The following is a 25,268-nucleotide window of genomic DNA, read 5'->3' as shown; positions in this document are numbered from 1 at the left end:
TCACTCCTTGACGGCGCTGTCGGGTTTCCGGGCGGCGGCCTCGCGGGCGCGGAAGCGCGACCCCAGGTGGTGCGTCATGGCGCGCTGGGTGATCTGGCCGCAGACCCGTCCCTGATCATCTACGCAGGGTAGCCAGGTGGCGTCCTGTGAAAACATCAGTGAGGCGACCTTGCGCAGGTCGTCATCCAGGGTCACGGTCCCCGGCACGCTCTCGAAGTGGTCGCGGCAGTAGCCCTTGGTGGTGCGCGCCTTGGCCCGGGTGATCAGGCCCACCGGCTGGCGCCGGTCGTTCACCATCAGGATGGCGTTCTGGTAGCCGTAATCCTCGATACGCGCGAGTGCCGTCTCCAGGGTGTCGCCGGGCGAAACGGTGGCGATCTCGTCGGAGACCACCTCCTCGACCTTGACCAGGTTGAGGCGCTTGAGCGCGCGGTCCTCGCCCAGGAAGGATTCGACGAAGGCGTTCTTCGGCGCGGCCAGCAGGTCGTCGGGCGAGGAGTGCTGCACCAGCTTGCCCTCGCGGAATATCGCCACCCGATCGCCCATCTTGATCGCCTCGTCGATGTCGTGGCTGACGAACATGATGGTCTTGTTGAGTTCCTGCTGCATCTTGAGGAACTCGTCCTGGATCACCGCCCGGTTGATGGGGTCGATGGCCCCGAAGGGCTCGTCCATCAGCATCACCGGGGGGTCGGCGGCGAGCGCGCGGGCCACCCCGATGCGCTGCTGTTGGCCGCCGGAGAGCTCACTGGGGAAGCGCTTGAGGAAGGCGTCGGGCTCCATGGAGATCATCGCCATCATCTCCCGGGCCCGCGCCTTGTACTTGGCCTTGTCCCAGCCCAGCAGCTTGGGCACGATCGTGATGTTCTCCTCGATGGTCATGTTGGGGAACAGGCCGATCTGCTGGATCACATAGCCGATATTGCGGCGCAGATCCTGGGTATTCATGTCGGTGGTGTCCTCCCCGCTGATGAACACCTTGCCGGAGGTCGGCGTCACGATGCGGTTGATCATCTTCAGGGTGGTGGTCTTGCCGCAGCCCGAGGGGCCGAGCAGGATGCAGATCTCGCCGCTGGGCACCTCCAGGCTGATGTGGTCGGCGGCGACCACGGCGCCCTCGGGCGTGTCGAAGACCTTGGTCAGGTTATCGAGTTGGATCATTCGGGTGTCCTTGTCGTCTCGGTCGTCAGAGGCTCGCGATCAGGCGGTGGAGGCGTCGAGCTCCATGCCGCGGGGCGTCAGGCGCTTCTGCACGAAGAGCAGGGTGTAGTCGACGATGATCGCCAGCAGGCTCACCGCCACGGCGCCGACGATCAGCTGGCGCGGGTCGGACTGCGAGATGCCGCGGCTGATGAAGGTGCCCAGGCCCCCGGCGCCGATGTAGGCGGCGATCGCCATCACCCCGATGTTGAGCACCACGGCGATGCGCACGCCGGCCATGATCACCGGCACCGCCAGCGGAATCTCCACGAAGCGCAGGCGCTGGTTGGGGCTCATGCCGATCCCCCGGGCCGCTTCGCGCAGCGCCGGATCGACGTTGTTGATGGCGGTATAGGTGTTGCGGATGATCGGCAGCTGGGAGTAGAGCAGCACGGCGATCACCGCGGGCAGGTAGCCGATGCCCTGGCCGATCAGCGAGAGCACCGGGATCATGATGCCAAACAGCGCAATCGACGGAATGGTGACGATGATCGAGGCGGCGTAGAGCACGCTCTTGGCGGCACGCTCGTTCTTGGTGATGGCGATACCGATCGGTACACCGGTCAGGGTGGCGATGCCGACGGCCACGCCGACCAGCGAGATGTGCTCCAGGGTGCGCGTGACCAGCAGGTCGAGGTTGTCCAGTGCGTACTGAATCAGTTCCAAGTCAACTCTCCTCTTGATCGAAGGGTCGTGCGCCATACGCATGGCTCGCTACTGTTGCATGGCGAGATGCTTGGCCACCGTAGCTTTCCAGTACTTTGGCGGGGCATGAACGTCGACGCTCGCGCCTGGCCGGTTCGGACAGACGCACGGCGATCGCTCCCGGTCGCCGTGAAAAGGGCAAGCAATGAAGGCGTGACGAAAACCGAGGGAAAGGAGGTGTCGGCAACGTTTCAAGGGCGGTGTGGTAACGACACCGCCCTTCCCTTTCACCACGAGGTTGTTGGCGATCGTTCGCTCCCCGCGGAGGGGGAGCGTGTCAGACAGCGCCGAGGTATCAGGCGCCGAGTAGCGCCTTGGTCTCGGCGTACTCGAGAAGGCCCTCGTCCCCCCACTCGCGACCGTTACCCGATAGCTTGTAGCCGCCGAAGGGGGCATCGAACGAGAATTCCGCGCCCTGAAGATAACACTGGCCAGCCTTCAGGCGTCGAGCGATGGGAAGTGCATCATCGACGCTGCGGGCGAACACCGCCGAGGAAAGTCCATAATCCGAGTCATTGGCAATCTCGATCGCTTCCTCCAGCGTGTCGTACGCAATGATGCACAGCACCGGACCAAAGATTTCTTCGCGAGCGATTGCCATGTCATTGTGCACATCGCTGAAGATGGTGGGGCGAACATAGTAGCCCCGGGAGAGCCCTTCGGGCTCCTGCGCTCCCCCTTCGATTAAGGTGGCGCCCTCTTCCAGGCCTCTTCGAATGAACCGCAGTACAGTATCCTTCTGGCGGCGAGAAACCAAGGGTCCCATCGTCGTTCGCTTATCCCCGGGATCACCGACCACCTGTTCCCTTGCGATTTCGCCGGCCAGGGTGGCGGCTTTCTGAAGTTGCGACCTCGGTACCAGCATACGTGTCAGGGCATCGCAGGTCTGTCCGGTATTGGCCATCACGTTTTCCACGCCCAGGCGGACCGCCGCGTTGATGTCTGCCTCTTCGGTGATCAACAGCGGGGACTTCCCGCCAAGCTCCTGACAGACTCGCTTGACGCCTGGCGCCGCGTTTTCCGCTACCTTTATACCGGCCGCGGTGGACCCGGTGAAGGAGACCATATCCACGTCCGGATGGCCCGCCATGACCGGGCCAATTTCGCTCCCCACGCCGGTCACCAGATTGAAGACACCCGGCGGCACCCCGACACTGTCAAAGATTTCGGCCATGATGAAGTCCTGCAAGGGTGTCTGCTCCGCGGGCTTGGCCACCACGGTGCAGCCTGCCGCCAGGGCGGGCGCCAGCTTGCCGATGAGCTGGTGCAATGGATAGTTCCAGGGATTGATCAGGGAGCAGACGCCGATAGGCTCACGAACGATGGCGACGCCTTCCTTGCGTTCGACCTGCTCCATCCTGAAGGCACGTTCCGCGTAGTAGCGCATGCCTTCGATAGGACCATCCACATGGATGGCTCCAGTTACCTGGACCGGGCTGCCCAGGGTCATGATGTGGACATCGCAAAGCTCATCGTAGCGGCGCTGCATCTCGTCCGCGGCAGCCATCAGCAGCTCGTAGCGACGTTGTGCCGGTGTGGCTGCCCAGGCGGGGAACGCTTCACGCGCTGCCGAGATGGCCCTCTCGACATCCTCCGAGCCTGCGCGAGGTACGGAAGCACAGAGCGTTTCGGTGGCCGGATCCAGCACCTCCATACGTTCGCTGCTGATAGGGACCTGCCATTGGCCGTTGAGATAGAAATGGTCTCTATGTTGCATGCGCGACCTCCGATGACGCTGGGCGCGAGGTGGAAGACGCTACGTTGCGTTCCTTTCCGCTCGTACCGTGGATCGAAAAAACGACAGCTTGTGTCAGGTAAGGGCAAGAAGTCAGCCCTGTCGCGGAACCTCAGCGCGACGCTTCTGTGGCCTGCTGAGTTCTTACGTGGACTTCGTGTCCAACCTCTTCCGGCTCGTCGTCGGTCAGCTCGGCAGGAAACCCCTCGCCAAGCACCTTGATATCACAACGCTCCTCGAGACGGCGGATGATATTGGAAGACCACTCCCGGGCACCAAAGGCTTCCTGGCCGTCATGGAAGATATCCAGTAGCAAGGGTGAGATTTCCAGCGGGATATCCAGACTCCTGGCCAGTGAGTCGAAGAGGCCAACATCCTTGAGGACAAGATCCATGGTGAAACTGATATTACGACTGCCGTTAAGGATGACCTGAGACTCTGTCTCATGAACGAAGGAATTTCCCGAGGAGATGCGAATCGCCTCATACGTCGTATTCATGTCCATACCGGCCTTACGCGCCACGGTCAGGGCCTCGGCAAGGGAACACAGGTTGGCGGTTGCCAGATAGTTGGTCAGGACCTTGAGCACCGAGGCCGAGCCCAGCGGTCCAGTATGCAGGACACGGCGACCAAGTGTGGTCAGCACCGGTAGCACACGGTCAAACGTAGCTCGGTCACCCCCGGCAAAGATCGAGATGTTGCCGGTGGCGGCACGATGACAGCCACCGGATACCGGCGTCTCCATGGCCATGGCGCCAGTCTCGTGCACTCTATCGGCAATGCGGATGAGTTCCTTGTCGTCGGTGGTACTCATCTCGAGCCATACCTTGCCCTCCGAAAGCCCGGCAATGATGCCATCCTCGGCTTCCATCACGGCGCTGCAGGCTGCTGGTGACGGAAGACAGGTGATGATCAGGTCGCAGGCTTCTGCAAGCGCCCTGGGAGAGTCGGCTCGGGAAGCACCTTGATCGATGAAGGTCTGTACGAGCTGAGGATCCAGATCACGGACTGTCACATCATGACCATTACGGAGCAGACTGGCTGCAAGCTTGCCCCCCACGTTTCCGAGACCTACAAAACCGATTTTCATGTGCTGCCTTCCCATCCAGATTCACGTTCGGCGGATCGCGCTTCATCACAGACAACACGAAGAGAAATTCGAAGTAGAAATTTCTCAAGCCTTGTCGCTGTCAAGCCGATACGAAGGAAGGCTATGGAAGACAGGGCGCCAAGACAATTCACGTTTTTTTTGGTATTGGTAAAATCCCTTTAGATGGCCGAAAATAAACTCTTCCTGACATGACAATGCCGAAAAAAACTTTATCTCCTAATTAATGAGAACCGAAAAAACTTTGATAGATCAGGAGGTTTGAGAAGCAAGCCAACTGATGAGGGAGCTGGTCCTTCTGTTGAAGGCAATATCCTTATGGCATACGATACCCCATTCACCTTGAGACTCGTTTACCTGATTTGCAGGATTGATCAAGCGACCTTCAGCAAGAGCGTCATCGGCAAAGGGACCATTGACAAGTGCCACCCCTTCACCTCTCTCGGCCATCTCGAGAGCAGCAGCCAAGGTATCAACGACAATTTTCCCTCGAGGAAAATCAGACTCGTATGTCGGCAGCGATGGCGATAGTGCGCTGAACCAGCTCTCCCAGCTCCAGCTTTCTGTATAGACTTCGATGAGTGGGTAGTTCATCAGTTCCTCCAAGGGCAAAGAAGGAGCAAGCGCCTTCACCATGTCCGGACTACAAACCGGGAAAATCTGAGAGGGAAACAAGGGCACCCAATGAAGGTGTGAAGGGAGAGGCTTATCACGATATATAATAGCAATATCGGCGTTGGCTTCATCGAACTCCCAACCCACACTATAAGTCATCACCTGTAATTCTACGTCAGGATGACTTTCATAAAAATGGACAAGACGAGGCGCCAACCAGCGTATAGATGTGGTGACGTAGACCTGCATGCGGAGTGGGTCAGCATGATGCAACTGGCGAGCCGCTTCGGCACCATTGATCAGGGTCGAGATGGCTTCTCGTACATGAGGATAAAAGCGATGGCCCGCTTCCGTCAGAACGACATGACGCCCCTGGCGTTCAAACAGCTTGACGCCCAGGCTCTCCTCAAGGCGCTGAATCTGGTTGGCAATAGCAGGGTGAGTCAGATGCAGTTCCTCAGCAGCTGCACGAAGATTTTGCAGACGAGCTGCGGCTTCAAACCCTCTCAGAGAGCTCAGTGGAGGAAGCTTGTTAAGTGGCAGGGGTGTAAGCATGGTTATCAAATAACACGGGATGATAGCTGGCGAGCAGCCTGAACGAGAAATTTTGAGTAATCACGGGCATCCTGAGCACTCAAGAAGTCACTGCTGATTGCTGCACTGATTGCCGCAATGGGCTCGTTGCGAAAGTTTAGAACCGGTGTTGCTAAACAGTTCATACCCTTCTGTGTCTCTCCTGACGAGGTCGCGTAGCCAAGGCGACGCGTCCGTTGAAGCTCTGACATGAGGCCTTCATAGCTATTGCCTTCTCGTGCTAGACACAGTTCTTTTTCAAGGTAATATTTCCACGATGCCTCAGGGCGCATGGCAAGTATCGCCTTCCCGGCAGCCGCCTCATTAAACCCCATGGTCTTACCAATGTAGATGCTAAAGTTATTATTAGATGAGCTATCCACCTTGGACACGACAACCACCTTGCTTCCGATAGGCACACTCAAGAAAATAGACTTATGAATTTCATTCTTGAGAATTTCAGCAATTGGGTAAAAAAATGGTATCACACTCTGTTTATTGTAGATAGTAGATGATATCTGGAATATCCTGGACCCGATGCAGTATGACTTTTTCCTGCCAGGATCCTGTGCAACCAGTTGGTGATGCAAAAGGGAGTTGATGACTCGATGACCCGTTGCAGGCGCAATACCAGTATCTTCGCAGATTTCAGACAAGGTCAACGGATAGGACGATGCGGCAAGAAGGTCCAGGATCATGACGCTATGATCGACCGCTGGTGCCTTGGTCTTTTCAGAATTCATGATCAGGATGACGCTCCAAAACGTGTAAGCGGAGGCCGACGGGCCTTGACGTTCTTGCCTTCAACAGGCCTTGTCGATCAAGGGTAGTCTACGCCATTCGCCCCTCAGGTGTCGTGATCTTCCAATACCAGCTCAGCGCCCTTTTCGGCTACCATCATCACAGGGGCATTGAGGTTGCCGGAGGTAATGTTGGGAAAAATTGAGGCATCAATCACTCTCAGCCCCGTAATACCATGTACCCTCAGGCGACTGTCCACAACCGCCTTATCCGGATCCGGTCCCATGGTGCAGGTACCACAAAGGTGATAGATAGAGCCTGCGTTAGCACGAAAATACTCCAGCATACTCTCCTCGTCGTTAACGTCCGCGCCTGGTGCTACTTCAGCCTCCGTGATCGCCTGCAATCCCTTTGCTCTCATCAGTTTTCTGATCAGTTTGCTCCCTTGTATAGCCTCATCCACGTCCCTTTGCGTGCTGAGATAGTTGGGGCAAATCGCCGGTGGAACAGTCGGGTCAGAAGATGAAATTTCAACTTTACCACGACTCGTTGGGCGGCAGGAATTGAACGCCAGCACAAAACCAGAGTAAGGCTCTGGTGACAGCTTGGCATTCGGGTTGCTGGGTATCTGGTAAGACATAGGATTGAAGTAGAGCTGGATATTTGGCTGCGTTTCCTGCTCCCGCCCCTTGAAGAACCCACCCGCCTGGTTAACACTCATTCCCAGAGGGCCGCTGCGATTTACCAAATACTGTATGCCTGCTTTGACTTTACCCCAGAAAGAGGAAAAATCGTCATTCAGAGTTCTTCGATTGGCCCGATAATAGTAGCTGACAGCCAAATGGTCCTGGAGATTTTTTCCTACCGCTGGTGAGTGTAAGCCTAGCTTGATACCTACCCTTGCCAGGAGCTCGGCATCTCCGATACCGGAAAGTTGCAGAATCTTGGGGGAATCTACCGCACCAGCGCAGAGAATAACCTCGCGCTTAGCCGTAACAATTCTTGTACCCCCTTCGACGCGATATTCGACTCCCGTAGCATGACGGTCGTCGTCTAGGAGAATTCTCTCCACCTGACAAACCCGCTTCAAATCGAGATTCGATCGTGACAAGGCAGGCTTCAGATAGGCAGTATTGCTGGAGTCACGTTGTCCATTACGAATATTCGCCTCGTAAATACCTGCCCCTTCAATCGAAGCACCATTGAAATCCTCATTTAGCGGGTAGCCAAATTCGCGAGCACCCTGAAGATATGACTGACAGATCGAATGGGCACCGTCCTTCAGCTGCGTAATACCGATCTTCCCCTGACTGGAGTGATACTCGGTGTCACCAGCAGGATGTTCTTCGAGCCTCTTGAAATAGGGAAGCAGGGAAGAGTAGTTCCAACCTTTGTTACCGGCACGCTCCCAATCATCGAAGTCCGAGGCTTGCCCCCGGACATAGATCATGGCATTGATAGAGCCAGAGCCGCCCTGAACTTTTCCTCGAGGAGCATAAATCCTGCGATTGCCCAACGCCGCTTGTGCGTCGCTATAGTACATGTAGTTGTATTTCGGATTATAATAAGTTTTCGCAAAACCTACCGGCACCTTGATCCACGGGGAAGCATCGCGCCCACCCGCTTCGACCACTAGCACGCGATTATGCCCAGAGGCGCTAAGGCGATCGGCCAGGACACACCCTGCCGACCCCGCTCCGACGATGATGAAGTCGTATTCCATCACATCATTTCTCCGGAATGCTTTTCCAGTCTGTGGCCGACTGGTCTTTGTAGTCGTAAGGTTTTGGATCCATGCTCAGGTGAAGCCTCCTGCCGGAATAAGGCGAGTGCTCTCTGACCACGGCCATGTCGAGTTCCACTCCCAGCCCCGGCTTGTTCGAAGGGATGATGTAGCCATCACGCCATTCGATCTTCTCTTCGAGAACATCTGCATGAAACCCTTCCCAGGTTCCGATGCTTTCCTGTATAAGAAAGTTAGGAGTGGCAGTTGCCAGCTGTATACTTGCTGCTGCACCAATCGGACCGTTATAGACATGAGGAGCGATCTGAGCGTAGTGAACTTCTGCCAGGGCAGCGATCTTCTTTCCCTCTAGAATGCCACCAACTCGACTCAGGTTCATTTGCAGAATGGATGCCGCCTTGTGGGTGAGCAAGTCGTGAAATTCATACTTTGTTGTCAAGCGCTCACCCGTCGCAATCGGGATGGTCGTGTTATCCGCCACCCGGGCCATAGCTTCACTCTGGCCCGGCGGCACCGGCTCCTCGAACCACAATGGATCGAAAGGCTCGAGCCTTTTGGCAAGACGGATAGCCGCCGCTGGCGTCATCTGGCCATGAGTACCAAACAGAAGGTCACAGTCGTTACCTACTGCTTCCCGGATGCGTTGGCAGAAGGTGGCACTCTTCGCCATGGCTTCCAGGGAAAGCATATGGCCCGAGTAGGCGGTGTAGGGACCGGCCGGGTCAAACTTGAGTGCGGTAAAGCCAAGCGCTCTGTTTTCCTGCGCACACTCAACAGCCAGTTCCACGTTGTCGTAGTCGTAGTTACCTCTGGCATCACTTGGGTAGAGGTAGGTATAGGAACGCAGCTTGTCATGAACCTTGCCACCAATCAGTTCATAGACAGGCTTGCCTAAGGCCTTTCCCACTATATCCCAGCAAGCAATTTCGAGGCCGCTGAGTACGCCCATCAAGGTAAGGTCTGGACGCTGGGTAAACCCACTCGAGTAAGCTTCACGGTATAGACGCTCGATTTGATGCGGATTCTTGTCTTTCAGATAGCGATCAAAAACATCCTCGATAGCCGCTGTCATGACCTGTGGATGAAACGAAGCAGCATAGACTTCTCCGACGCCCTCGACGCCGCACGCCGTACCAAGCTTGAGGAATATCCAATACATACCTCCGACATGTGGTGGAGGCGTTGCAACAACGTAGGTCTCACAACTGACAATTTTCATGAAAGAATCCTTTTCAAGCTGGCATGCTGGAAGATGACGTGACTAGCGTGCGAAGGGTAAGCCAGCCATTAGCCGAAAAAGCACCTAAGTCCTCCTACAAATTCAGGCATTGAGTCATCTTGCCGCCGCCGCTGTATCTAGCATTTTCTTACCTGGTCGAAGAAGGCCTCTTCAACCAGGTAGGGACTAACGGTCCTGGAAGTTGATGAAATCAGGATGTTAAGAGAATGACCTGTTCGGAACGTCAGCGACATCACCGAGAAACATCGGTCAGTAACTCATCACTACCAGGCGCGTCTGGGTGTAGTCCAGCATGCCATGCTTGCCGTCATCTCCGCCCAGGCCGGAACGCTTCCAGCCAGCGTGATAGCCCTGAAAAGGATCTGAGGGCGTACGATTGATGTAGACTTCGCCTGCCTCAATATTGTTGGCAATTTTCATGGCTGTACGGTAGTTCTCGGTGAAGATAACTGACGCGAGACCGAACTGATGGTCATTCGCCATGGCCAGTGCTTCATCGATATTGCCGTAGGTCAGTACCGGTAGCACGGGACCAAATATCTCTTCCTGAACGATTTCCATATCCTGCCGGCACTGCGTCAGCAAGGTCGGAGGATAGAAGTACCCGGGACCTTCTGGAATATAGCCCCCGCTTTGCAGGCTCGCACCATCATCAATTGCCCGTTCTACCATCTGATGAACGTTAAGGCGAGTATTCTCATTAATCAGCGGCCCCATGAGCCTGCTATTCTCGGCGCGATTGCCGAATGAGCATGCCTCGAGATTCGATTTCAGTAGACCGATAAACTCTTTGGAGACCGATTCATGCACATAGACACGCTCTATAGCTGTGCAGAGTTGACCACAGTTGGTGGTCTTGGAACCGATGATCTGTTGTGCGGCCTGTTCAAGGTCTGCATCCGGTTCGACGATGGCCGGTGACTTACCGCCCAGTTCCAGTGAGGCCTTGGCGATATTGACCTGAGAATACTCAAGCACCTTGCGGCCCGCGCCGACGCTGCCGGTCAACGTAATCATGCCGATCTTCGGGTGAGTGCAAACAGCTTCTGCGGTAGCGTGATCCATTGTCAGGATGTTCACCACACCGGCAGGGATCCCCGCATCCTTGACCGCCTTGGCGATCTCAAAGGCCGAGCAGGGAGTGTTATTGCTGGGTCGCACCACCACGGTATTGCCGGTAATCAGCGCCGGAGCTATCTTTCTAAGCAGGGTGAAGACAGGGTAGTTAAACGGAATCAGGCAGGCCACCACCCCGATCGGCTCGCGTTGAAGCAGCAGGCTTTCGTCCGGCGTGTCGCTTGGCACGATGTCGCCCTCAATGCGGCGCGCCCACTCAGCGTGGTAACGAGTGATGTCCGCGGCGTAGACCGCTTCGTTCGTCGCATCCTCGAGACTCTTGCCCGACTCGTCGGCCAATGCCCGTCCGATCGCGTCTCGGCGTTCCATCAAGGCTTCGGCAAGCTTGTGCATATAGCTCGCCCGCTCGGCACTCGTCAGGCGGCGCCACGCCTTCTGAGCCTTGGCAGCACCGTCAACTGCTTCGAGAGCCTGCTCGGAAGTCGCGGCGTGCACCTGCCCCACCAGCCCTTCGGTGGCAGGGTTGTAGACCGGGATCATGGCGCCTTGCGGAGAGGTGACAAAGTCGTTGTTGATGAAATTCCCGTCGGTGCTCATTGCTCACTCCTGAAATATGTTGCGCCAGACTAAGAAGCGGGCCCAGGGCTGTCAATGGAATTCCGCATGTAAAAATATAATTCCATATATGGAATTATATTCTCCGCGGTGATGAGCCTTAGCCCGGAAATTGCACCGGGCTGGTCCCGTGACACTCCTTCCCTATTTCCCCTATGAGTTGGGAGGCCTGACGATCATGTTTAACTCAAGGGCATAAGAAAATTGCATGCATCGGGATAAGCGATGAGCTCTACTCGCTTCCCGGCATGGGGCTCATCATGCTCACCAGCGCTAGCGTGATGACCGAAGCCAACCGAGGAAGCCCGAGATGTCCACCCCCTACGCCTTTGTCATTCACGAGCAGCCCCCGGCGGTCGTCCTCGACGACGGCCAGCAGACGCGAGAGATCAGTCCGCTGTGGTTGCGCGAGCGCACCCAGGCGTCGGACCAGCTGGAGGCGATGACCCGGCAGCGCCTATTCGATTCCCACGCCATCGACGCGGCCCTGACGCTGGAGAGTGCGTCACGGGTCGATGAGCAGCATGTGGCGCTGGCGTTCAGCGATGGGCATCGCGAGACGTATGATCTCCGCGTACTGGCCGATGAGCTCGACGACGCCGCGGCGATCTTTCCTGCCGCCGAACCCTGGGATGCCAGCCTGGATCAGGCGCGGGTGCGCTTCGACTGGCGGCGGGTGCTCAAGGAACCGGCCTATTTCCGCGACTCCCTGGACGCCTACCTGCGCTATGGCTATCTCATCCTCTACGGCGTGCCCACCGACCCCGAGCGTATCCTCCAGGTGGGCAGCCACTACGGCTACGTGAAGGAGACCAACTTCGGGCGCTACTTCGAGGTCTACTCGCGGCCCAGCGGCAACGATCTGGCCTATCGCAGCGTGGCGCTGGGGCCGCATACCGATAACCCCTATCGCAACCCGGTGCCGGGCATCCAGCTGCTGCACTGCCTGGTCAACGAGACCAGCGGCGGGCTGTCGACCCTGGCTGACAGCCTCAAGGTTCTCGAGCGGCTGCGCCGGGAAGAGCCCGAGGGCTATGCGCTGCTCAAGACCACGCCGGTGCGCTTTCGCTTCGTCGACGCCGGTACCGAGCTGGTCACCCAGCGCACCATGATCCAGACCGACGATGATGGCCATCCCACCGGGGTTCACTACAGCCCTCGTCTGGACGCGCTGCCGCTGCTCTCCGATGCCCAGACCCGGCAGTTCCACCGGGCGCGTCAGCGGCTCGGCGAGCTGCTGGCGGATCCCACCTACGAGGCACGCTTTACCCTCGATGCAGGCGAGCTGATGCTGTTCGACAACAGCCGTGTGCTGCATGGGCGCACCAGCTACGACCCCAGCGAAGGGCAGCGTCACCTGCAGGGCTGCTACCTGGACACCGACGGTCCGCGCGAACGATTCGCCAGCCTGCTGAAACATCATGAATCCATCGAGGAGGTGGCCTGAATGGACAAGGTCGCATTTCGACAGATGAAGGACGGCACCCGTGAGGAGTATGTCTTTCTCGACCGCCTGGAAGAGGCGTTCAATCAGGGGCTGGTGGATCGTCTACTGCAGGCGCTGCGCAACCTGGAGAACACCCTGAGCGGCTACCAGGTCACGCGGCTGGAGCACTCCCTGCAATCGGCTGGGCGCGCCGAGGCGGACGGCGCCGACGAGGACATGATCATCGGCGCCCTGCTGCACGATCTCGGCGACGAGTTGGCGCCCTACAACCACTCCCAGTTGGCCGCGGCCATCATCCGCCCCTATGTGCGCGGCGAGGTGACTTGGGTAGTGCACCACCATGGCCTGTTCCAGAAGGTCTATTACGCGCACCACTTCGGCGACGACCCGCATGAGCGTGATCGCTACCGCGACCATCCCTGGTACCAGAGCTGCGTCGACTTCTGCGAGCGCTACGACCAGGCCGCCTTCGACCCGGATTACCCGACGCCGTCGCTTGAGCACTTCGAGCCGATGCTGCGGCGGGTCTTCTCGCGCACGCCCTTCGATCCGGCGGTGATCGGCGAGGAGCGGCCGCTGGAGCCATGAGTCGGCTCCCGGGAAGGCGGTGGTTCGCCGGGCTCAGGAAGGCAGCGTCGGGACGGCCTCGAGCAGCCAGTCGCTGACCGGCTCGACCACGGCGCTGCGGTGATGCTTGACGCTGAGCCAGTAGCCGTAGTCCTTGCGCGTGACCCGGGGCCCCAGCTCAACCAGCTGGCCGCTCGCCAGATAGTCCTGAACGAGGATCGACCAGCCCAGCGCAACGCCCTGATGGGCGAGGGCAGCATTCAGCAGCAGGGCGTAGTTGTGGTAGGCGAAGAGGTCGTCCCGGGGCGCCAGGGTCAGGCCGGCATGCCGGCACCACTGCGCCCAGTTCAGCCAGCGGGGGTCGCGAATGTCTTGGTGAAGCAGGGAAATCCTCGGCAGATCCGCAGTGGTCAGCGTGTCCTTCAGGTCGTACTGGCGGGCATAGTCAGAGCTACACACGGGGAACACGGCTTCACTAGCCACCAGGCGTCCCCGATCCTGCGGTACGTAAGGGCCAAAGCGAATCGCAATATCGGCCCCCTGTAGCTCTGGAGCGTCGGCGCGATCTATCGGCATCAGCTTGAAGGTCAAGTCCGGAAAGGCCCGTTTGAGCGCCGGTAGGCGCGGCAGCAGCCACAGGTGCGTGAAGCCGGAGCCGGCGGCGATCACCACGGAAGGAGAGGGACGTTTGCCATCCTGTATCAACCGCTCGCAGGATTCCCGGATCTGCTTCAAGCCGGGGGCTATCTCGTCATAGAAACGCTCGCCCTGGGCAGTCAGGGTCAAGCGGCCTCCCTGACGGTGGAAAAGCGGCACCCCCAGCCGCTCTTCCAGAGCCCGAATGCGCTGGGAAATGGTCGGCTGGGTGGTGCGCTCCTCGTCGGCGGCCGACGTCATGGAGCCTAGGCGCGCCGTGGCTTCGAACGCGATGAGAGAGGCCATGGAAGGGGGACGCTGGCTCACGTGGGCAGTCACTTCTCGGGCACAAGATATTAATAGCGTGCCAAATGTAGCAGCTGCCTGCCTAGCTCGAATATTGCATCAGTGTCGCGAGGTCGGCCTGCTGGGTGAGAAAGCGCACTCTGCGTGCTGGATAGAACGAGGATCGCCTCCTTTTTGGTTCACCACACTTTACCGGGAAACGCGGCACGGATCTTCAGGAAGAAGTACGCCATGTCGGGTCCGGCGCCGGCAGGTCGCGCTGAAGGGCGCTGCTGCTTGTCGTTGGCCTTGAGGGTATGCCAGTGCAGCCCAACCAGGTCGGCGACGTGCCGGACCGGCAGCAGGGTCATCAGGCCCTCCACCCATTGGCGCAGCGTGATGCACGGGTGAACGGCCCGGCAGCCAGTCGATACTTCGTGAGTCGGGCCACAGACGGGGCAGAGCAGGCGGCACGCGGTCTCCGGCTCCAGTTGCAGCCTCAGCGTCTGGGGGTCCAGGAGCTAATGATGGACGACGGTGAAACTTTTCCAGAACAGGCAGAGCGGGGTAGCATCCATGGCAACGGCGGTATCAGTAGGCTGACATTTGTAGTGAACATCAGCTTAATCGGATTTACCGCCGTTTCTCTGTTCCGACGTCCCCTAAGATCACTTTTCTTTCACTCCAGTCTGCGAAGAACCAGATTTTGTGCCGGCTTGTGGAGAACCGTGGTAAACATGCCTAACTAGAGGCTGCAAGCCGACTGCTTTTCCAGCGCGCTGCGCCTCCAAAACGGCGGCTGAGCCCAAGCGGAAGGGTCACTCCCCTTGGTGACAGATCATTTCAAAACTATGGCTCAATGATTTACAATAGTTGTGAACGAAGACTCTTTAGTCACGGAATTCTCACATTATTCTATGGGGTAAAAATGCCTGATTTAAGTTACCTGCGAACACTCGATCCCAACCGTTTCAAAATTCATGGTGACCAACCGACGATGAAAGCAGTAGTGACGACGGGCAACGGCGGTTATGAGAAACTTGACTACTGCAATGTCCCGATTCCCATACCGAGGCCAGGCGAGGTGTTACTCAGGGTCTTGGCGGCCGGGGTCAATAACACAGAGATCAACACCCGACTTGGCTGGTATTCTTCATCGGTTCAGGGTGGGACCGAGCACTTATCTGAAAACGTTCATGAGCCAGATATCAAGGACGGCGGCTGGAACGAAGAAACTCCTTTTCCATTTATTCAGGGTACGGATTGCTGTGGCGAGGTTGTTGCCTGGGGTGAGGGTACTAACTGGCCGGATATTGGGAAGCGAGTTCTTGTCAGGGCCTGCATGCGTCTTAACGGCTTTGATTATCTGGATAATCTTTGGATCGCTTCGGACTTTGATGGAGCGTTTGCTCAATACGTCACGGCTCCGGCCAGCGAAGTATTTGAAATCGATTGCGATTGGAGCGATGTAGAGCTTGCGACAATACCTTGTGCCTATGGAACGGCGGAAAACATGCTGCACCGTGCAGACGTTAAAGAAGCTGATCGCGTGTTGGTTACTGGAGCGTCGGGTGGAGTCGGATCAGCAGTCGTGCAGTTGGCCAAACGTCGGGGTGCTTATGTTATCGCCGTAACCGGCGAAAGTAAGCTGGATGTTGTCCGGAGTCTGGGAGCCGACCAAGTGATTCCCCGAGGCTCGGACCTTAGCACTGAGGTTCAGGATTCATCGGTGGATGTTGTTATCGACAATGTCGCTGGTGAGCAGGTCGGAAAGCTTTTAAAGCTGATGGCTCGCGGTGGTCGATATGCTTCGTCTGGAGCAATTGCCGGGGCGATGACCACCATCGATATGCGCGATTTTTATCTCAAGGATTTAACGCTTATTGGCTGCACAGCCTGGGATGAACCAATCTTTTCAAACCTCATAGATTACATTGAAAAAGATGACATACGCCCGCTGGTCGCAAGAACGTTCGAGTTAAAAGACATAGCGACTGCGCAAAAGGAATTTCTCAAGAAGGAACATTTTGGAAACTTTGTACTGGTGCCACCACTATGAAAGATTCTTCGTCACATAATGTGGGTTTGGCCTGATCAAAAAGATGACCGACGGTGCTGCCGATCAGGTAGATCATCACGATGACGTTGGCTTCGCTCAGGTAGCCACGGGTGCTTAATCAGGCCACCTGGAATATCCTTCTCAGGCCGGGGATCCAGAGCCTCACCTCCTGCTCAGCATGCCGCTTCAGCGCCGTCAGGGCCTTCGTTATCGGCTTGAGCAATGCTTGGCCGGGGACGGCCTCCCGCATGACCTTGAGGTAGTTCATGATGCGCCACAGGAGGCACGCGGCGTCAGAGCATGCTGAATCCAGCACAGCTTATCGGTGATGACCCAGGCATCGGCCGAGGCGCTCCAGTCACTCAACAGTTCCTGAAGCAAGGTAATCTGCCTGGCCGTCAGGTTACCGCTATCCAGGCGCTTCAAGACCGCCCACCGAAGCACTTTGGGATACCCCTTCTCACGGCGCCCTTTCTTGCGGACCTCGTCCAGCGCGGTCTGCAGGTGTGGAACCAGAAGACCGTAACTTCGCCGTTGGGGAGGTTCTCGGCAATCCCGCTCAGGAAGGCTTGCGACATATCCCAGCCCCCCGTCAACGTCCCTGAAGATTGTCCGGGTTGCCGTCATGCTCCGCCAGAAAGGAGCTGAAGGCCGTAATGGTGGCCTTGCCATACCCGGGCACAGCGAAGATGACCGGCTCCTGCTTGCGCTGCATCTCGAGGAACACCGTAACGTAGCGTTGGCCGCGCCGACAGTGGCCACACTGGGCAGATCCAGCTCTCCCAGCATGCGGACCACGTAGTGATGCACGATTCGCCATAGCCCCTTGTATGAGATCTCCAGCTGCCGGGAGGCGGCCATCACTGGCATCTCCTTGACCAGGGACATGGCGGTCTGCTCGAACAGCAAGGTGAAGTCACTACCCGGCCGCGCCCAGAACACCTCGATGCGCTTGACGCCAAGCTCGAGGCAGATGATCGTCGTCGCCCTGGCCTGCCTACCCATCTGCTTCACCGGCGGATTGATCAACCGCTGGGAGGGCGCCATGCTGCTGGCCTATCACCTGGCCTATACCCTCTATCTGATTCTCGCGGCCACCTACCACGACGCCCTGCCAGCCTTCAGTGCCACCCTGCTCTATTATTTCGCGTTGCCACTGACGGCGCTAACGTTGGCCGTTCTGGTGATGCAAGAGCGACGGAGGCGCTCCTGAACAGTCAATGTCATGCGAGTGCGATCCTGCTCCCGATTCCTTCCAGAAGGTGTCTCGAGTTGTTGAACGTCGTTACTCGGAGCCTGTGCCCAAACCCGTGCCCCAGAGAAGCCACGGGTCAATCAGCAAAAGAGAATATGGCTGATTTGCTTTCTGACCTGGGCACGGTATGGACACGATTTGGGCACAGGCAGAAAAAAGGACCTACGGAATTTCCGTAAGTCCTTGAATTCGTGGCGCGCCCGGCAGGATTCGAACCTGCGACCCTCGGCTTCGGAGGCCGATACTCTATCCAACTGAGCTACGGGCGCACATGCCTGGCGATGGGTGCCAGGCGGTCGACATCGTACCCGCCAGCCCCGCCGCTGTCCAGCGGCCAACCCGCTCGCTTCCGGCCATGGTATGAGCCGAGACATTTTCCAGGCGTAGGTGATGCCGGTATACTGGCTAGCACTTATGCGCGCCATGGCGTCCACCGGCTGACGTGATGCCGAGCGTGATTCCGAAGACAGGACCGTCGAGAGGTGGTGAGAGTGAAATCCAGCAAGCTGTTCATGGGGTGTCTGGCCACCCTGGGCCTGACCGCAGGTATCGCCGTGGCACAGGACGACGCGGAGCGCGAGGCCATCGCGGAACGCCTGAAGCCGGTCGGGGAGCTCTGCCTGCAGGGCGAGGACTGCGGTACGGCCATGGCAGCCAGCAGCGGTGGCGATGATACCTCCGACGGTGGCGGCAGCGTGGATGGCGAAGGCATCTACAACAATGTCTGCATGGCCTGCCACGAGACCGGCGCCGCCGGCGCTCCGGTGCGCGGCGACGAAGCCGCCTGGAGCGAGCGCACCGGCAAGGGCTTCGAGACCCTGTTGAGCCACTCCATCAACGGCTTCAACGCCATGCCGGCCCGCGGCGGCAACCCCAACCTCTCCGATGAGGAGATGGAAGCGGCGACCGCCTACCTGGTCGAACCGGTGATGGACGTGCCCGAACTGGGTGGCGACGAGGAAGATGCGGCGTCCGGCGAAGAACAGGCTGCCGGAGACGAAGAAGACGCGTCCTCTGGCGAGGAACAGGCTGCTACCGACGAGGAAGGTACCGCCTCCGGTGAAGAGGAAGCAGCGACCTCAGACGAGGAAGGCGCCGCCTCCGGTGACGAACCGGCCCATGCCGGCATCGACGGCGAGGCCATCTACAACCAGATCTGCATGGCCTGCCATGAGACCGGCGCCGCCGGTGCGCCGGTACGTGGCAATGCCGACCAGTGGGCCGCCCGCCTGGAGCAGGGCATGGAGACCCTCTATGACCACTCGATCAATGGCTTCAACGCCATGCCGGCCAAGGGCGGCAACCCGAGCCTCTCCGATGACGAGGTGAAGGCCGCCACCGACTACCTGGTCGAGCCGGTGCAGTAAGCTCCCGGCCACAGGACAACAAGCGGGGCGCCTTCGGGCGCCCCGCTTGCGTTCGAGGATGAGGCCCTCCGCCCAATAAAAAGGCTTCAGCCCAACAACGAGCGCAACCCGGCGATGGCGTCCTGGCCTCTCGCCTGCTTCTTCTCGGGGTCCTCCCGGTCGGCGCGGCCCTCCCACTCGAGGTCGCCTTCCGGCAACTCGTCGAGGAAGCGGCTGGGCGTGCAGTCCATCAGCTCGCCGTAGGCCTTGCGCTGTCGCGCCAGGGTCAGGGTCAGGGTACGCCGCGCCCGGGTGATGCCCACATAGGCCAGACGCCGCTCCTCCTCCACCGTGCCCGCCTCGATGGCGTTGCGGTGGGGCAGCAGCTCCTCCTCCAGGCCCATCAGGTAGACATGGGGAAACTCCAGGCCCTTGGAGGCGTGCATGGTCAGCAGCTGGACCCGGTCGGAGTCGTCCTCCTCGGCCTGCTGCTCGAGGATGTCGCGCAGCACCAGCCGCGAGATGGCCGCCTCCACGTCATCGGTCTCGGTCTCCGTGCTGGCCGTGTCCTCGGGGTCACGGTTCATGGACTTCTCGAGCTGGTCGACCAGCACCCAGACATTGGCCATGCGCCGCTCGGCGATGGTCGGGGCGCTGGCGTTCTGGTAGAGCCAGGCCTCGTAGTCCATCTCGTGGAGCATGCCGCGGATGGCGTCGATGGCGTCGCCCTGGTCCATGCGCCGCCGCACACCGTCGATAAAGTGGGTAAACCTCCCCAACCTCTCGACCGCTCTGACCGGCAACAGCTGCTCCAGGCCCAGCTCATGACAGGCGGCGAACAGCGAGATGTTGCGGCCGGAGGCCTGGTCGTTGGCATAGTTGGCGAGCTTCTCCAGGGTGCTGGGGCCGATCTCGCGGCGCGGCACGTTGACGATGCGCAGGAAGGCGTTGTCGTCGGCCGGGTTGATCAGCAGCCGCAGGTAGGCCATGGCGTCCTTGATCTCATTGCGCGAGAAGAAGGAGGTGCCGCCGGAGAGCTTGTAGGGGATCTGGTAGTGCTGCAGCTTGAGCTCCAGCAGCCGAGCCTGGAAGTTGCCGCGATAGAGTACCGCGAAGTCGCGCCACTCGGCAGACTCCTTGATGCGCCGGGTGAGGATCTCGCTGGCCACGCGCTCGGCCTCGGCCTCCTCATGGCGGTTGACTACCACGCGGATCGCCGCCCCCTCGCCCATCTCCGACCACAGGGATTTCTCGTAGACGTGGGGGTTGTTGGCGATCAGGGTGTTGGCGGCGCGCAGGATGGTGCCGGTGGAGCGGTAGTTCTGCTCCAGCTTGATCACCTTGAGGCGCGGGAAGTCCTCGCCGAGGGTGACCAGGTTCTCGGGGCGAGCCCCGCGCCAGGCATAGATCGACTGGTCGTCGTCGCCCACCACGGTGAAGGTCGAGCGCTCGCCCATCAGCAGCCGCACCAGCAGGTACTGGCTGATGTTGGTGTCCTGGTACTCGTCGACCAGCATGTAGTGGATCTTGCGCCGCCAGCGGGCCAGCGCCTCGGGATCGTCACGCAGCAGTACCACCGGCAGCAGGATCAGGTCGTCGAAGTCCACGGCGTTGTAGGCCTTGAGGTGACGCACATAGGCCTCATAGACCCGGGCGGCGTACTGCTCGTCGTCGTCCGCGGCATGCGAGAGGGCCTGGCCGGGCAGCACCAGGTCATTCTTCCACTGGGAGATCTGGTGCTGCACGCCGTTGATCGCCTCGGCATCGACCTGGGCGTCCTTGTTCATCAGGTCGCGCAGCAGCGCCTTGGCATCCTCCGGGTCGAACAGCGAGAAGCCCGGCCGATAGCCCAGCGCCTTGAGCTCGCTGCGGATGATATTGAGCCCCAGGGTATGGAAGGTGGAGACGGTCAGCCCGTGCCCTTCCTTGCCCTTGAGCATGCTGCCCACGCGCTCCTTCATCTCCCGGGCGGCCTTGTTGGTGAAGGTCACCGCGGCGATGCGCCGGGCGCTCATGCCGCACTCCTGCACCAGGTAGGCGATCTTGGTGGTGATCACGCTGGTCTTGCCGGAGCCCGCCCCGGCCAGCACCAGGCAGGGGCCGTCGATGTAGCGCACGGCCTCCTGCTGGCGGGGGTTGAGGCCGGCGAGCCGGCTGGCGATGGTCGGTGACATCAGCACTTCCTCGCAGACTCGGGGTCGTCGCCCTCCGGCAGGCCGGCCCCCGGAAGGCCGGACCCCATGAATCCCAGTTGGCGCCAGGCCTCGAAGACCACCACCGCACAGGCGTTGGAGAGGTTCAGGCTGCGACTCTCCGCCAGCATGGGAATGCGCAGGCGCTGCTCCTCGGGCAGGGCATCGAGCAGCGCCTGGGGCAGGCCACGGGTCTCCGGGCCGAACACCAGGGCATCGCCCTCGCGATAGGCGGGCTCATGGTAGCCGGTGCGCCCGCGGGTCGAGACGGCGAAGAGCCGCTCGGGGGCCACCGCCGCCAGGAAGGCCGCCCAGTCGGCATGGACCGTTACCCGCGCCCACTCGTGGTAGTCGAGCCCGGCACGCCGCAGGCGCTTGTCGTCCAGCACGAAGCCCATGGGCTCGATCAGGTGCAGGCGGAACCCGGTGTTCGCGCACAGCCGGATCAGGTTGCCGGTGTTGGGGGGGATCTCGGGCTGGTAGAGCACCACGTCGAGCATCAACGACTCCTGATATGAAGGGCACGCAACGCCCTCGGGCCCCGTGCGGGGCCCGAGGGTCGGTCGCCAAGCGCCTACCGCACGCCGCGTGACGCTCAATCGCCTCCTACGCCATAGCGCGCACGGTAGGCGCGGATCGCCTCGGCATGGGGTTTCATCGCCTCGCCGGCGTGCTCTTCAAGGTACTCGAGCACCATGTCCAGGGTGACGATGCTGACCACCGGCATAGCGTAGGCAGCCTCGACTTCCTGGATGGCACTGGTTTCGCCCCGACCACGCTCCTGGCGATCCAGGGCGATCAGCACGCCGGCCGCCCGGGCGCCGTCGCCCTCGATCAGGCCCATCACCTCGCGGATGGCGGTGCCGGCGGTGATCACGTCGTCGATGATCAGGACCCGTCCCTCGAGCGCGGCACCGACGATGTTGCCCCCCTCGCCGTGATCCTTGGCCTCCTTGCGGTTGAAGGCATAGGGCAGGTCGCGGTCATGGTGGTCGGCCAGTGCCACGGCGGTGGTGGCCGCCAGCGGGATGCCCTTGTAGGCCGGCCCGAACAGCACGTCGACCTCGAGGCCACTGGCCTGGATGGCCCGGGCATAGAAGCGCCCCAGCCGCGCCAGGGCGCCCCCGGTCCGGAACAGGCCGGCATTGAAGAAATAGGGGCTGACCCGACCGGACTTCAGGGTGAATTCGCCGAAGCTCAACACGCCCTGCTCGATGGCGAACTCGATGAACTCCCGCTGGTAGTCTTGCATGCGCTGCGCGCCGGGTTGGTCCGCCACAGGGCCTCCTCTACACGGTCAAGGGCCTATATCACGTCTATCGACCGGGGCCATTTACCCAAACGTCGAAACGTCGGGTATCATACACGCGCGACGCAAAAGGGACCATGTATGAAAATCGCCACCATCAATGTCAACGGCATCCGCGAGGCCGTCGGTCGAGGCTTTCTCGACTGGCTGGCCGACCAGGACGCCGACGTCGTCTGCGTGCAGAATCTCAAGGCCAAGAGCTTCGAGCTGGACGACAGCATCCTCTATCCGGAAGGCTACGAGGGCTACTTCCTCGATGCCGAACAGGACGGCTTCTCGGGGGTCGGCCTTTACTGCCGCAAGATCCCCAAGGCGATCATGTACGGGCTGGGCTTTCCCCAGTGCGACCATGAGGCGCGCTTCCTGCAGGCTGACTACGACCGCTTCAGCATCGCCAGCTTCCTGATGCCCGACGGCAGCGACGTTGCCGCCAAGCAGGCCTTCATGGCCCAGTACCAGGAGTACCTGTCGAAGATGGCCCGCAAGCGGCGCGAGTATATCATCTGTGGCACCTGGCACATCGCCCACAAGACCATCGACCTGGAGAACTGGGCCGACAACCAGACCACGCCCGGCTTCAAGCCCGAGGAGCGCGCCTGGATGGACCAGGTGTTCGGCCCCACCGGCTTCATCGACACCTTCCGCGAGATCAACCGCGACGCCGGCGAGTATACCTGGTGGCCGAAGCTCGACCAGGAGGTGCCACGCTCCCGCCAGGAAGGCTGGCGCATCGACTACCAGGTGGTGGGCCCCGAGTTCCGTCGCCACGTGGTGGACGCCTGGATCGACTACGATGCCACCTTCTCGGAGTTCGCCCCGCTGATCGTCGAGTACGACCTGACGCTCTGAGTCCGCTCCCTTCGTCGCCGTTCCGGCCTGCCCGGAACGCATCGCGCCGGCCCTCGGGCCGGCGCGATGCGTTCCTACGGGGCGAGGCGCGACAGCGCTTCGGCCAATAGGTTGGCTCAGCCGCGAATGCCCAAGGCCGCGCGCTGGTGTTCGAACAGCTCGCTGCCGGCCTTCTCGGCCAGGTCGAGCATGGCGTCGAGCTGGGCGCGGCTGAAGGTGCCGGCCTCGGCAGTGCCCTGTACCTCGATCAGTCCGCCACCCTCGGCCATCACCACGTTCATGTCGGTATCGGCGCTGGAGTCCTCGGGGTAGTCCAGGTCGACCACCGGCAGCCCCTTGAACAGCCCCACCGAGACCGAACTCACCAGCTGGTGGAAGGGGTCGCCCTTGATCAGCTTCTCGCGCTGCAGGTGGCGAATGGCATCGATCAGCGCCACGCAGCCGCCGGTGATGGAGGCGGTGCGGGTGCCACCATCGGCCTGGATGACGTCGCAGTCCACGGTGATGGTGAACTCGCCGAGCTTCTTGAGGTTCACCGCGGCCCGCAACGAGCGGCCGATCAGCCGCTGGATCTCCAGGGTACGGCCGCCCTGCTTGCCACGGGTCGCCTCGCGGCTGCCCCGGGTGTGGGTAGCGCGGGGCAGCATGCCGTACTCGGCGGTCACCCAGCCCTGCTTCTTGCCGCGCAGCCAGCGCGGCACGCCGACCTCGACGCTGGCGTTGCACAGCACCTTGGTGTCGCCGAACTCCACCAGCACCGAGCCCTCGGCGTGGCGGGTATAGTCGCGAGTGAGACGGATCTCGCGGGGCTGGTCGGGGGCGCGTCCGCTAGGACGCCGGATCTCCGAAGACATGGCACCTCTCTTGAACCGGAAGAGTGACGGGATGTCACGCTGTGGGATGGCGGCCATTCTACACGCTATCGGCGGGGAATCGGTTACACTGCCCGCCCCATAGAGATCACGGCGCATCGGGAGGCACCATGACCCACAGCATGACCGCCTTTTCACGCCAGGATCGCGACACCGCGGCCGGCACCCTGCAGCTCGAGCTGCGCTCGGTGAACCAGCGCTATCTGGAACCGCACTTCCGCCTGCCCGAGGCGCTGCGCGACCTGGAGCCGATGTTCCGCGAGGCGCTGCGTACGCGCCTGGCCCGCGGCAAGGTCGAGTGCACCCTGCGCTTCGAGCCGGCCGGCGACGAGGCCGCCCCGGCCGTGGACCGCCATCGTCTCGCGGCGCTGGCCACGGCGCTGGAGGAGGTCCGCGAAAGCGTCCCCGGGACCGCCATGCCCGATGCCCTGAGCCTGCTCGACCATCCCGGCGTGCTGGAGAGTCGCGGTCCCGACATGGAGACCGTCAAGCAGCAGGCGCTCGCGCTGTTCCAGGCCGCCCTGGACGACCTGGTCGCGGGCCGCGCCCGGGAGGGCGAGAAGCTCGCCGCACTGATCCGCGAGCGGCTCACCGCAGTAAACACTCAGGTGGCCGAGGTGCGACGGCTGATGCCCCATATCCTCGAGCGCCAGCGAGCCCAGCTGCTGGAACGCCTGGAGGCGATCCGCGCCGAGCTGGACCCCCAGCGGCTGGAAGCCGAGCTGGTGCTGCTCGCCCAGAAGGCCGACGTCGACGAGGAACTCGACCGCCTGGCCACCCATGTCGCCGAGGTGGAGCGCCAGCTCGACCAGCCGGGCCCGGTGGGACGCCGCCTGGACTTCCTGATGCAGGAGCTCAACCGCGAGGCCAACACCCTGTCGTCCAAGTCGGTGGTGGCGGCCACCACCCGCTGCGCCGTGGAGCTCAAGGTGCTGATCGAGCAGATGCGCGAGCAGATCCAGAACATCGAATGATGTCCACAGACTTCTACCACCATCCATATCATATTGTTTTTTATGCAATATCAAGTGTGGACTGTCTATGGATGTCTACGAAAATCTAGCTTAAGCCACCGCCAAGTGGGGAGTACAATGGGGA

At 60.4% G+C, this 25,268-nt stretch carries 24 protein-coding genes and 1 tRNA gene; 7 read left to right on the top strand and 18 right to left on the bottom strand.

Going from position 1 to position 25,268, the window contains the following annotated elements:
• From M8009_RS14770 to aldA, 9 genes are all read right to left on the bottom strand, one after another.
• Complete coding sequence (locus M8009_RS14770) at positions 1-1,161, bottom strand: ABC transporter ATP-binding protein (RefSeq protein WP_250062528.1); 1,161 nt, start codon at positions 1,159-1,161, stop codon at positions 1-3.
• Between the two features lie 39 nt (positions 1,162-1,200).
• Positions 1,201-1,866, bottom strand: a complete 666-nt coding sequence (locus M8009_RS14765; RefSeq protein WP_250062526.1) for an ABC transporter permease — start codon at positions 1,864-1,866, stop codon at positions 1,201-1,203.
• Positions 1,867-2,200: 334 nt separating this feature from the next.
• Positions 2,201-3,622, bottom strand: coding sequence for an aldehyde dehydrogenase family protein (locus M8009_RS14760; RefSeq protein ID WP_250062524.1), 1,422 nt, complete (start codon positions 3,620-3,622; stop codon positions 2,201-2,203).
• Between the two features lie 130 nt (positions 3,623-3,752).
• Positions 3,753-4,730: an NAD(P)-dependent oxidoreductase gene (locus M8009_RS14755; protein ID WP_250062522.1), complete on the bottom strand. Its 978-nt coding sequence runs from the start codon at positions 4,728-4,730 to the stop codon at positions 3,753-3,755.
• Between the two features lie 270 nt (positions 4,731-5,000).
• Positions 5,001-5,918: a LysR substrate-binding domain-containing protein gene (locus tag M8009_RS14750; RefSeq protein ID WP_250062520.1), complete on the bottom strand. Its 918-nt coding sequence runs from the start codon at positions 5,916-5,918 to the stop codon at positions 5,001-5,003.
• A 5-nt stretch (positions 5,919-5,923) separates the two neighbouring features.
• Positions 5,924-6,679, bottom strand: a complete 756-nt coding sequence (locus tag M8009_RS14745) for an IclR family transcriptional regulator (RefSeq protein WP_250062518.1) — start codon at positions 6,677-6,679, stop codon at positions 5,924-5,926.
• Between the two features lie 104 nt (positions 6,680-6,783).
• Positions 6,784-8,400: a GMC family oxidoreductase gene (locus M8009_RS14740; protein WP_250062509.1), complete on the bottom strand. Its 1,617-nt coding sequence runs from the start codon at positions 8,398-8,400 to the stop codon at positions 6,784-6,786.
• Positions 8,401-8,404: 4 nt separating this feature from the next.
• Positions 8,405-9,640: a mandelate racemase/muconate lactonizing enzyme family protein gene (locus tag M8009_RS14735; RefSeq protein WP_250062507.1), complete on the bottom strand. Its 1,236-nt coding sequence runs from the start codon at positions 9,638-9,640 to the stop codon at positions 8,405-8,407.
• Positions 9,641-9,910: 270 nt separating this feature from the next.
• Positions 9,911-11,335 carry an aldehyde dehydrogenase gene (aldA, locus tag M8009_RS14730; RefSeq protein WP_250062505.1) on the bottom strand — a complete coding sequence of 475 codons (1,425 nt, stop codon included), beginning with the start codon at positions 11,333-11,335 and terminating at the stop codon, positions 9,911-9,913.
• A 328-nt stretch (positions 11,336-11,663) separates the two neighbouring features.
• Between aldA and M8009_RS14725 the strand changes: the two genes are divergently transcribed.
• Positions 11,664-12,800 (top strand): TauD/TfdA family dioxygenase, encoded by a 1,137-nt coding sequence (locus M8009_RS14725; RefSeq protein WP_250062504.1) that lies wholly within the window; start codon positions 11,664-11,666, stop codon positions 12,798-12,800.
• On the top strand, positions 12,801-13,388 hold the full coding sequence (locus M8009_RS14720) for an HD domain-containing protein (protein ID WP_250062502.1): 588 nt from the start codon (positions 12,801-12,803) through the stop codon (positions 13,386-13,388).
• Between the two features lie 33 nt (positions 13,389-13,421).
• On the opposite strand, the gene M8009_RS14715 is transcribed toward M8009_RS14720, so the two are convergent.
• Positions 13,422-14,330, bottom strand: a complete 909-nt coding sequence (locus tag M8009_RS14715) for a LysR substrate-binding domain-containing protein (protein WP_250062500.1) — start codon at positions 14,328-14,330, stop codon at positions 13,422-13,424.
• A 158-nt stretch (positions 14,331-14,488) separates the two neighbouring features.
• Positions 14,489-14,659, bottom strand: coding sequence for a hypothetical protein (locus tag M8009_RS14710; RefSeq protein WP_250062498.1), 171 nt, complete (start codon positions 14,657-14,659; stop codon positions 14,489-14,491).
• Positions 14,660-15,216: 557 nt separating this feature from the next.
• Here M8009_RS14710 and M8009_RS14705 point away from each other — a divergent pair.
• Positions 15,217-16,347, top strand: a complete 1,131-nt coding sequence (locus M8009_RS14705; RefSeq protein ID WP_250062496.1) for an alcohol dehydrogenase family protein — start codon at positions 15,217-15,219, stop codon at positions 16,345-16,347.
• A 118-nt stretch (positions 16,348-16,465) separates the two neighbouring features.
• Here the strand turns inward: M8009_RS14705 and M8009_RS14700 are convergent, their stop codons facing one another.
• Both M8009_RS14700 and M8009_RS19130 read right to left on the bottom strand, forming a co-directional pair.
• Positions 16,466-16,615 carry a hypothetical protein gene (locus tag M8009_RS14700; RefSeq protein WP_250062494.1) on the bottom strand — a complete coding sequence of 50 codons (150 nt, stop codon included), beginning with the start codon at positions 16,613-16,615 and terminating at the stop codon, positions 16,466-16,468.
• Positions 16,616-16,939: 324 nt separating this feature from the next.
• A complete protein-coding gene (locus tag M8009_RS19130; protein WP_284047841.1) occupies positions 16,940-17,062 on the bottom strand; it encodes a hypothetical protein in 123 nt (40 codons plus the stop codon).
• Positions 17,063-17,257: 195 nt separating this feature from the next.
• On the opposite strand from M8009_RS19130, the gene M8009_RS14695 reads away from it, so the two are divergent.
• Positions 17,258-17,560 carry a hypothetical protein gene (locus M8009_RS14695; protein ID WP_250062492.1) on the top strand — a complete coding sequence of 101 codons (303 nt, stop codon included), beginning with the start codon at positions 17,258-17,260 and terminating at the stop codon, positions 17,558-17,560.
• Positions 17,561-17,794: 234 nt separating this feature from the next.
• Here M8009_RS14695 and M8009_RS14690 read toward each other — a convergent pair.
• Positions 17,795-17,871 (bottom strand) — tRNA-Arg (locus M8009_RS14690).
• Positions 17,872-18,093: 222 nt separating this feature from the next.
• Between M8009_RS14690 and M8009_RS14685 the strand changes: the two genes are divergently transcribed.
• Positions 18,094-18,969, top strand: a complete 876-nt coding sequence (locus M8009_RS14685) for a c-type cytochrome (protein ID WP_250062490.1) — start codon at positions 18,094-18,096, stop codon at positions 18,967-18,969.
• An 86-nt stretch (positions 18,970-19,055) separates the two neighbouring features.
• Here the strand turns inward: M8009_RS14685 and rep are convergent, their stop codons facing one another.
• The 3 genes from rep to pyrE all read right to left on the bottom strand — a co-directional run bounded on the left by rep (position 19,056) and on the right by pyrE (position 22,392).
• Entirely contained in the window at positions 19,056-21,122 is a 2,067-nt protein-coding gene (gene rep, locus M8009_RS14680) for a DNA helicase Rep (RefSeq protein WP_250062488.1), read from the bottom strand.
• On the bottom strand, positions 21,122-21,640 hold the full coding sequence (gene trmL / locus M8009_RS14675) for a tRNA (uridine(34)/cytosine(34)/5-carboxymethylaminomethyluridine(34)-2'-O)-methyltransferase TrmL (protein ID WP_250062486.1): 519 nt from the start codon (positions 21,638-21,640) through the stop codon (positions 21,122-21,124). Before trmL ends, rep begins: the two co-directional genes overlap by 1 nt.
• Before the next feature lie 95 nt (positions 21,641-21,735).
• A complete protein-coding gene (gene pyrE / locus M8009_RS14670; protein WP_250062650.1) occupies positions 21,736-22,392 on the bottom strand; it encodes an orotate phosphoribosyltransferase in 657 nt (218 codons plus the stop codon).
• A gap of 138 nt (positions 22,393-22,530) precedes the next feature.
• Between pyrE and M8009_RS14665 the strand changes: the two genes are divergently transcribed.
• Entirely contained in the window at positions 22,531-23,298 is a 768-nt protein-coding gene (locus M8009_RS14665; protein ID WP_250062484.1) for an exodeoxyribonuclease III, read from the top strand.
• Positions 23,299-23,414: 116 nt separating this feature from the next.
• Here the strand turns inward: M8009_RS14665 and rph are convergent, their stop codons facing one another.
• On the bottom strand, positions 23,415-24,152 hold the full coding sequence (rph, locus tag M8009_RS14660) for a ribonuclease PH (protein WP_250062482.1): 738 nt from the start codon (positions 24,150-24,152) through the stop codon (positions 23,415-23,417).
• A gap of 128 nt (positions 24,153-24,280) precedes the next feature.
• On the opposite strand from rph, the gene M8009_RS14655 reads away from it, so the two are divergent.
• Positions 24,281-25,144: a YicC/YloC family endoribonuclease gene (locus M8009_RS14655; protein WP_250062480.1), complete on the top strand. Its 864-nt coding sequence runs from the start codon at positions 24,281-24,283 to the stop codon at positions 25,142-25,144.
• Positions 25,145-25,268: the final 124 nt, after the last annotated feature.

Source organism: Halomonas gemina (genome assembly GCF_023554995.1).
GTDB lineage: Bacteria > Pseudomonadota > Gammaproteobacteria > Pseudomonadales > Halomonadaceae > Halomonas > Halomonas gemina.
This window is presented reverse-complemented; position numbering and strand designations above follow the sequence as displayed.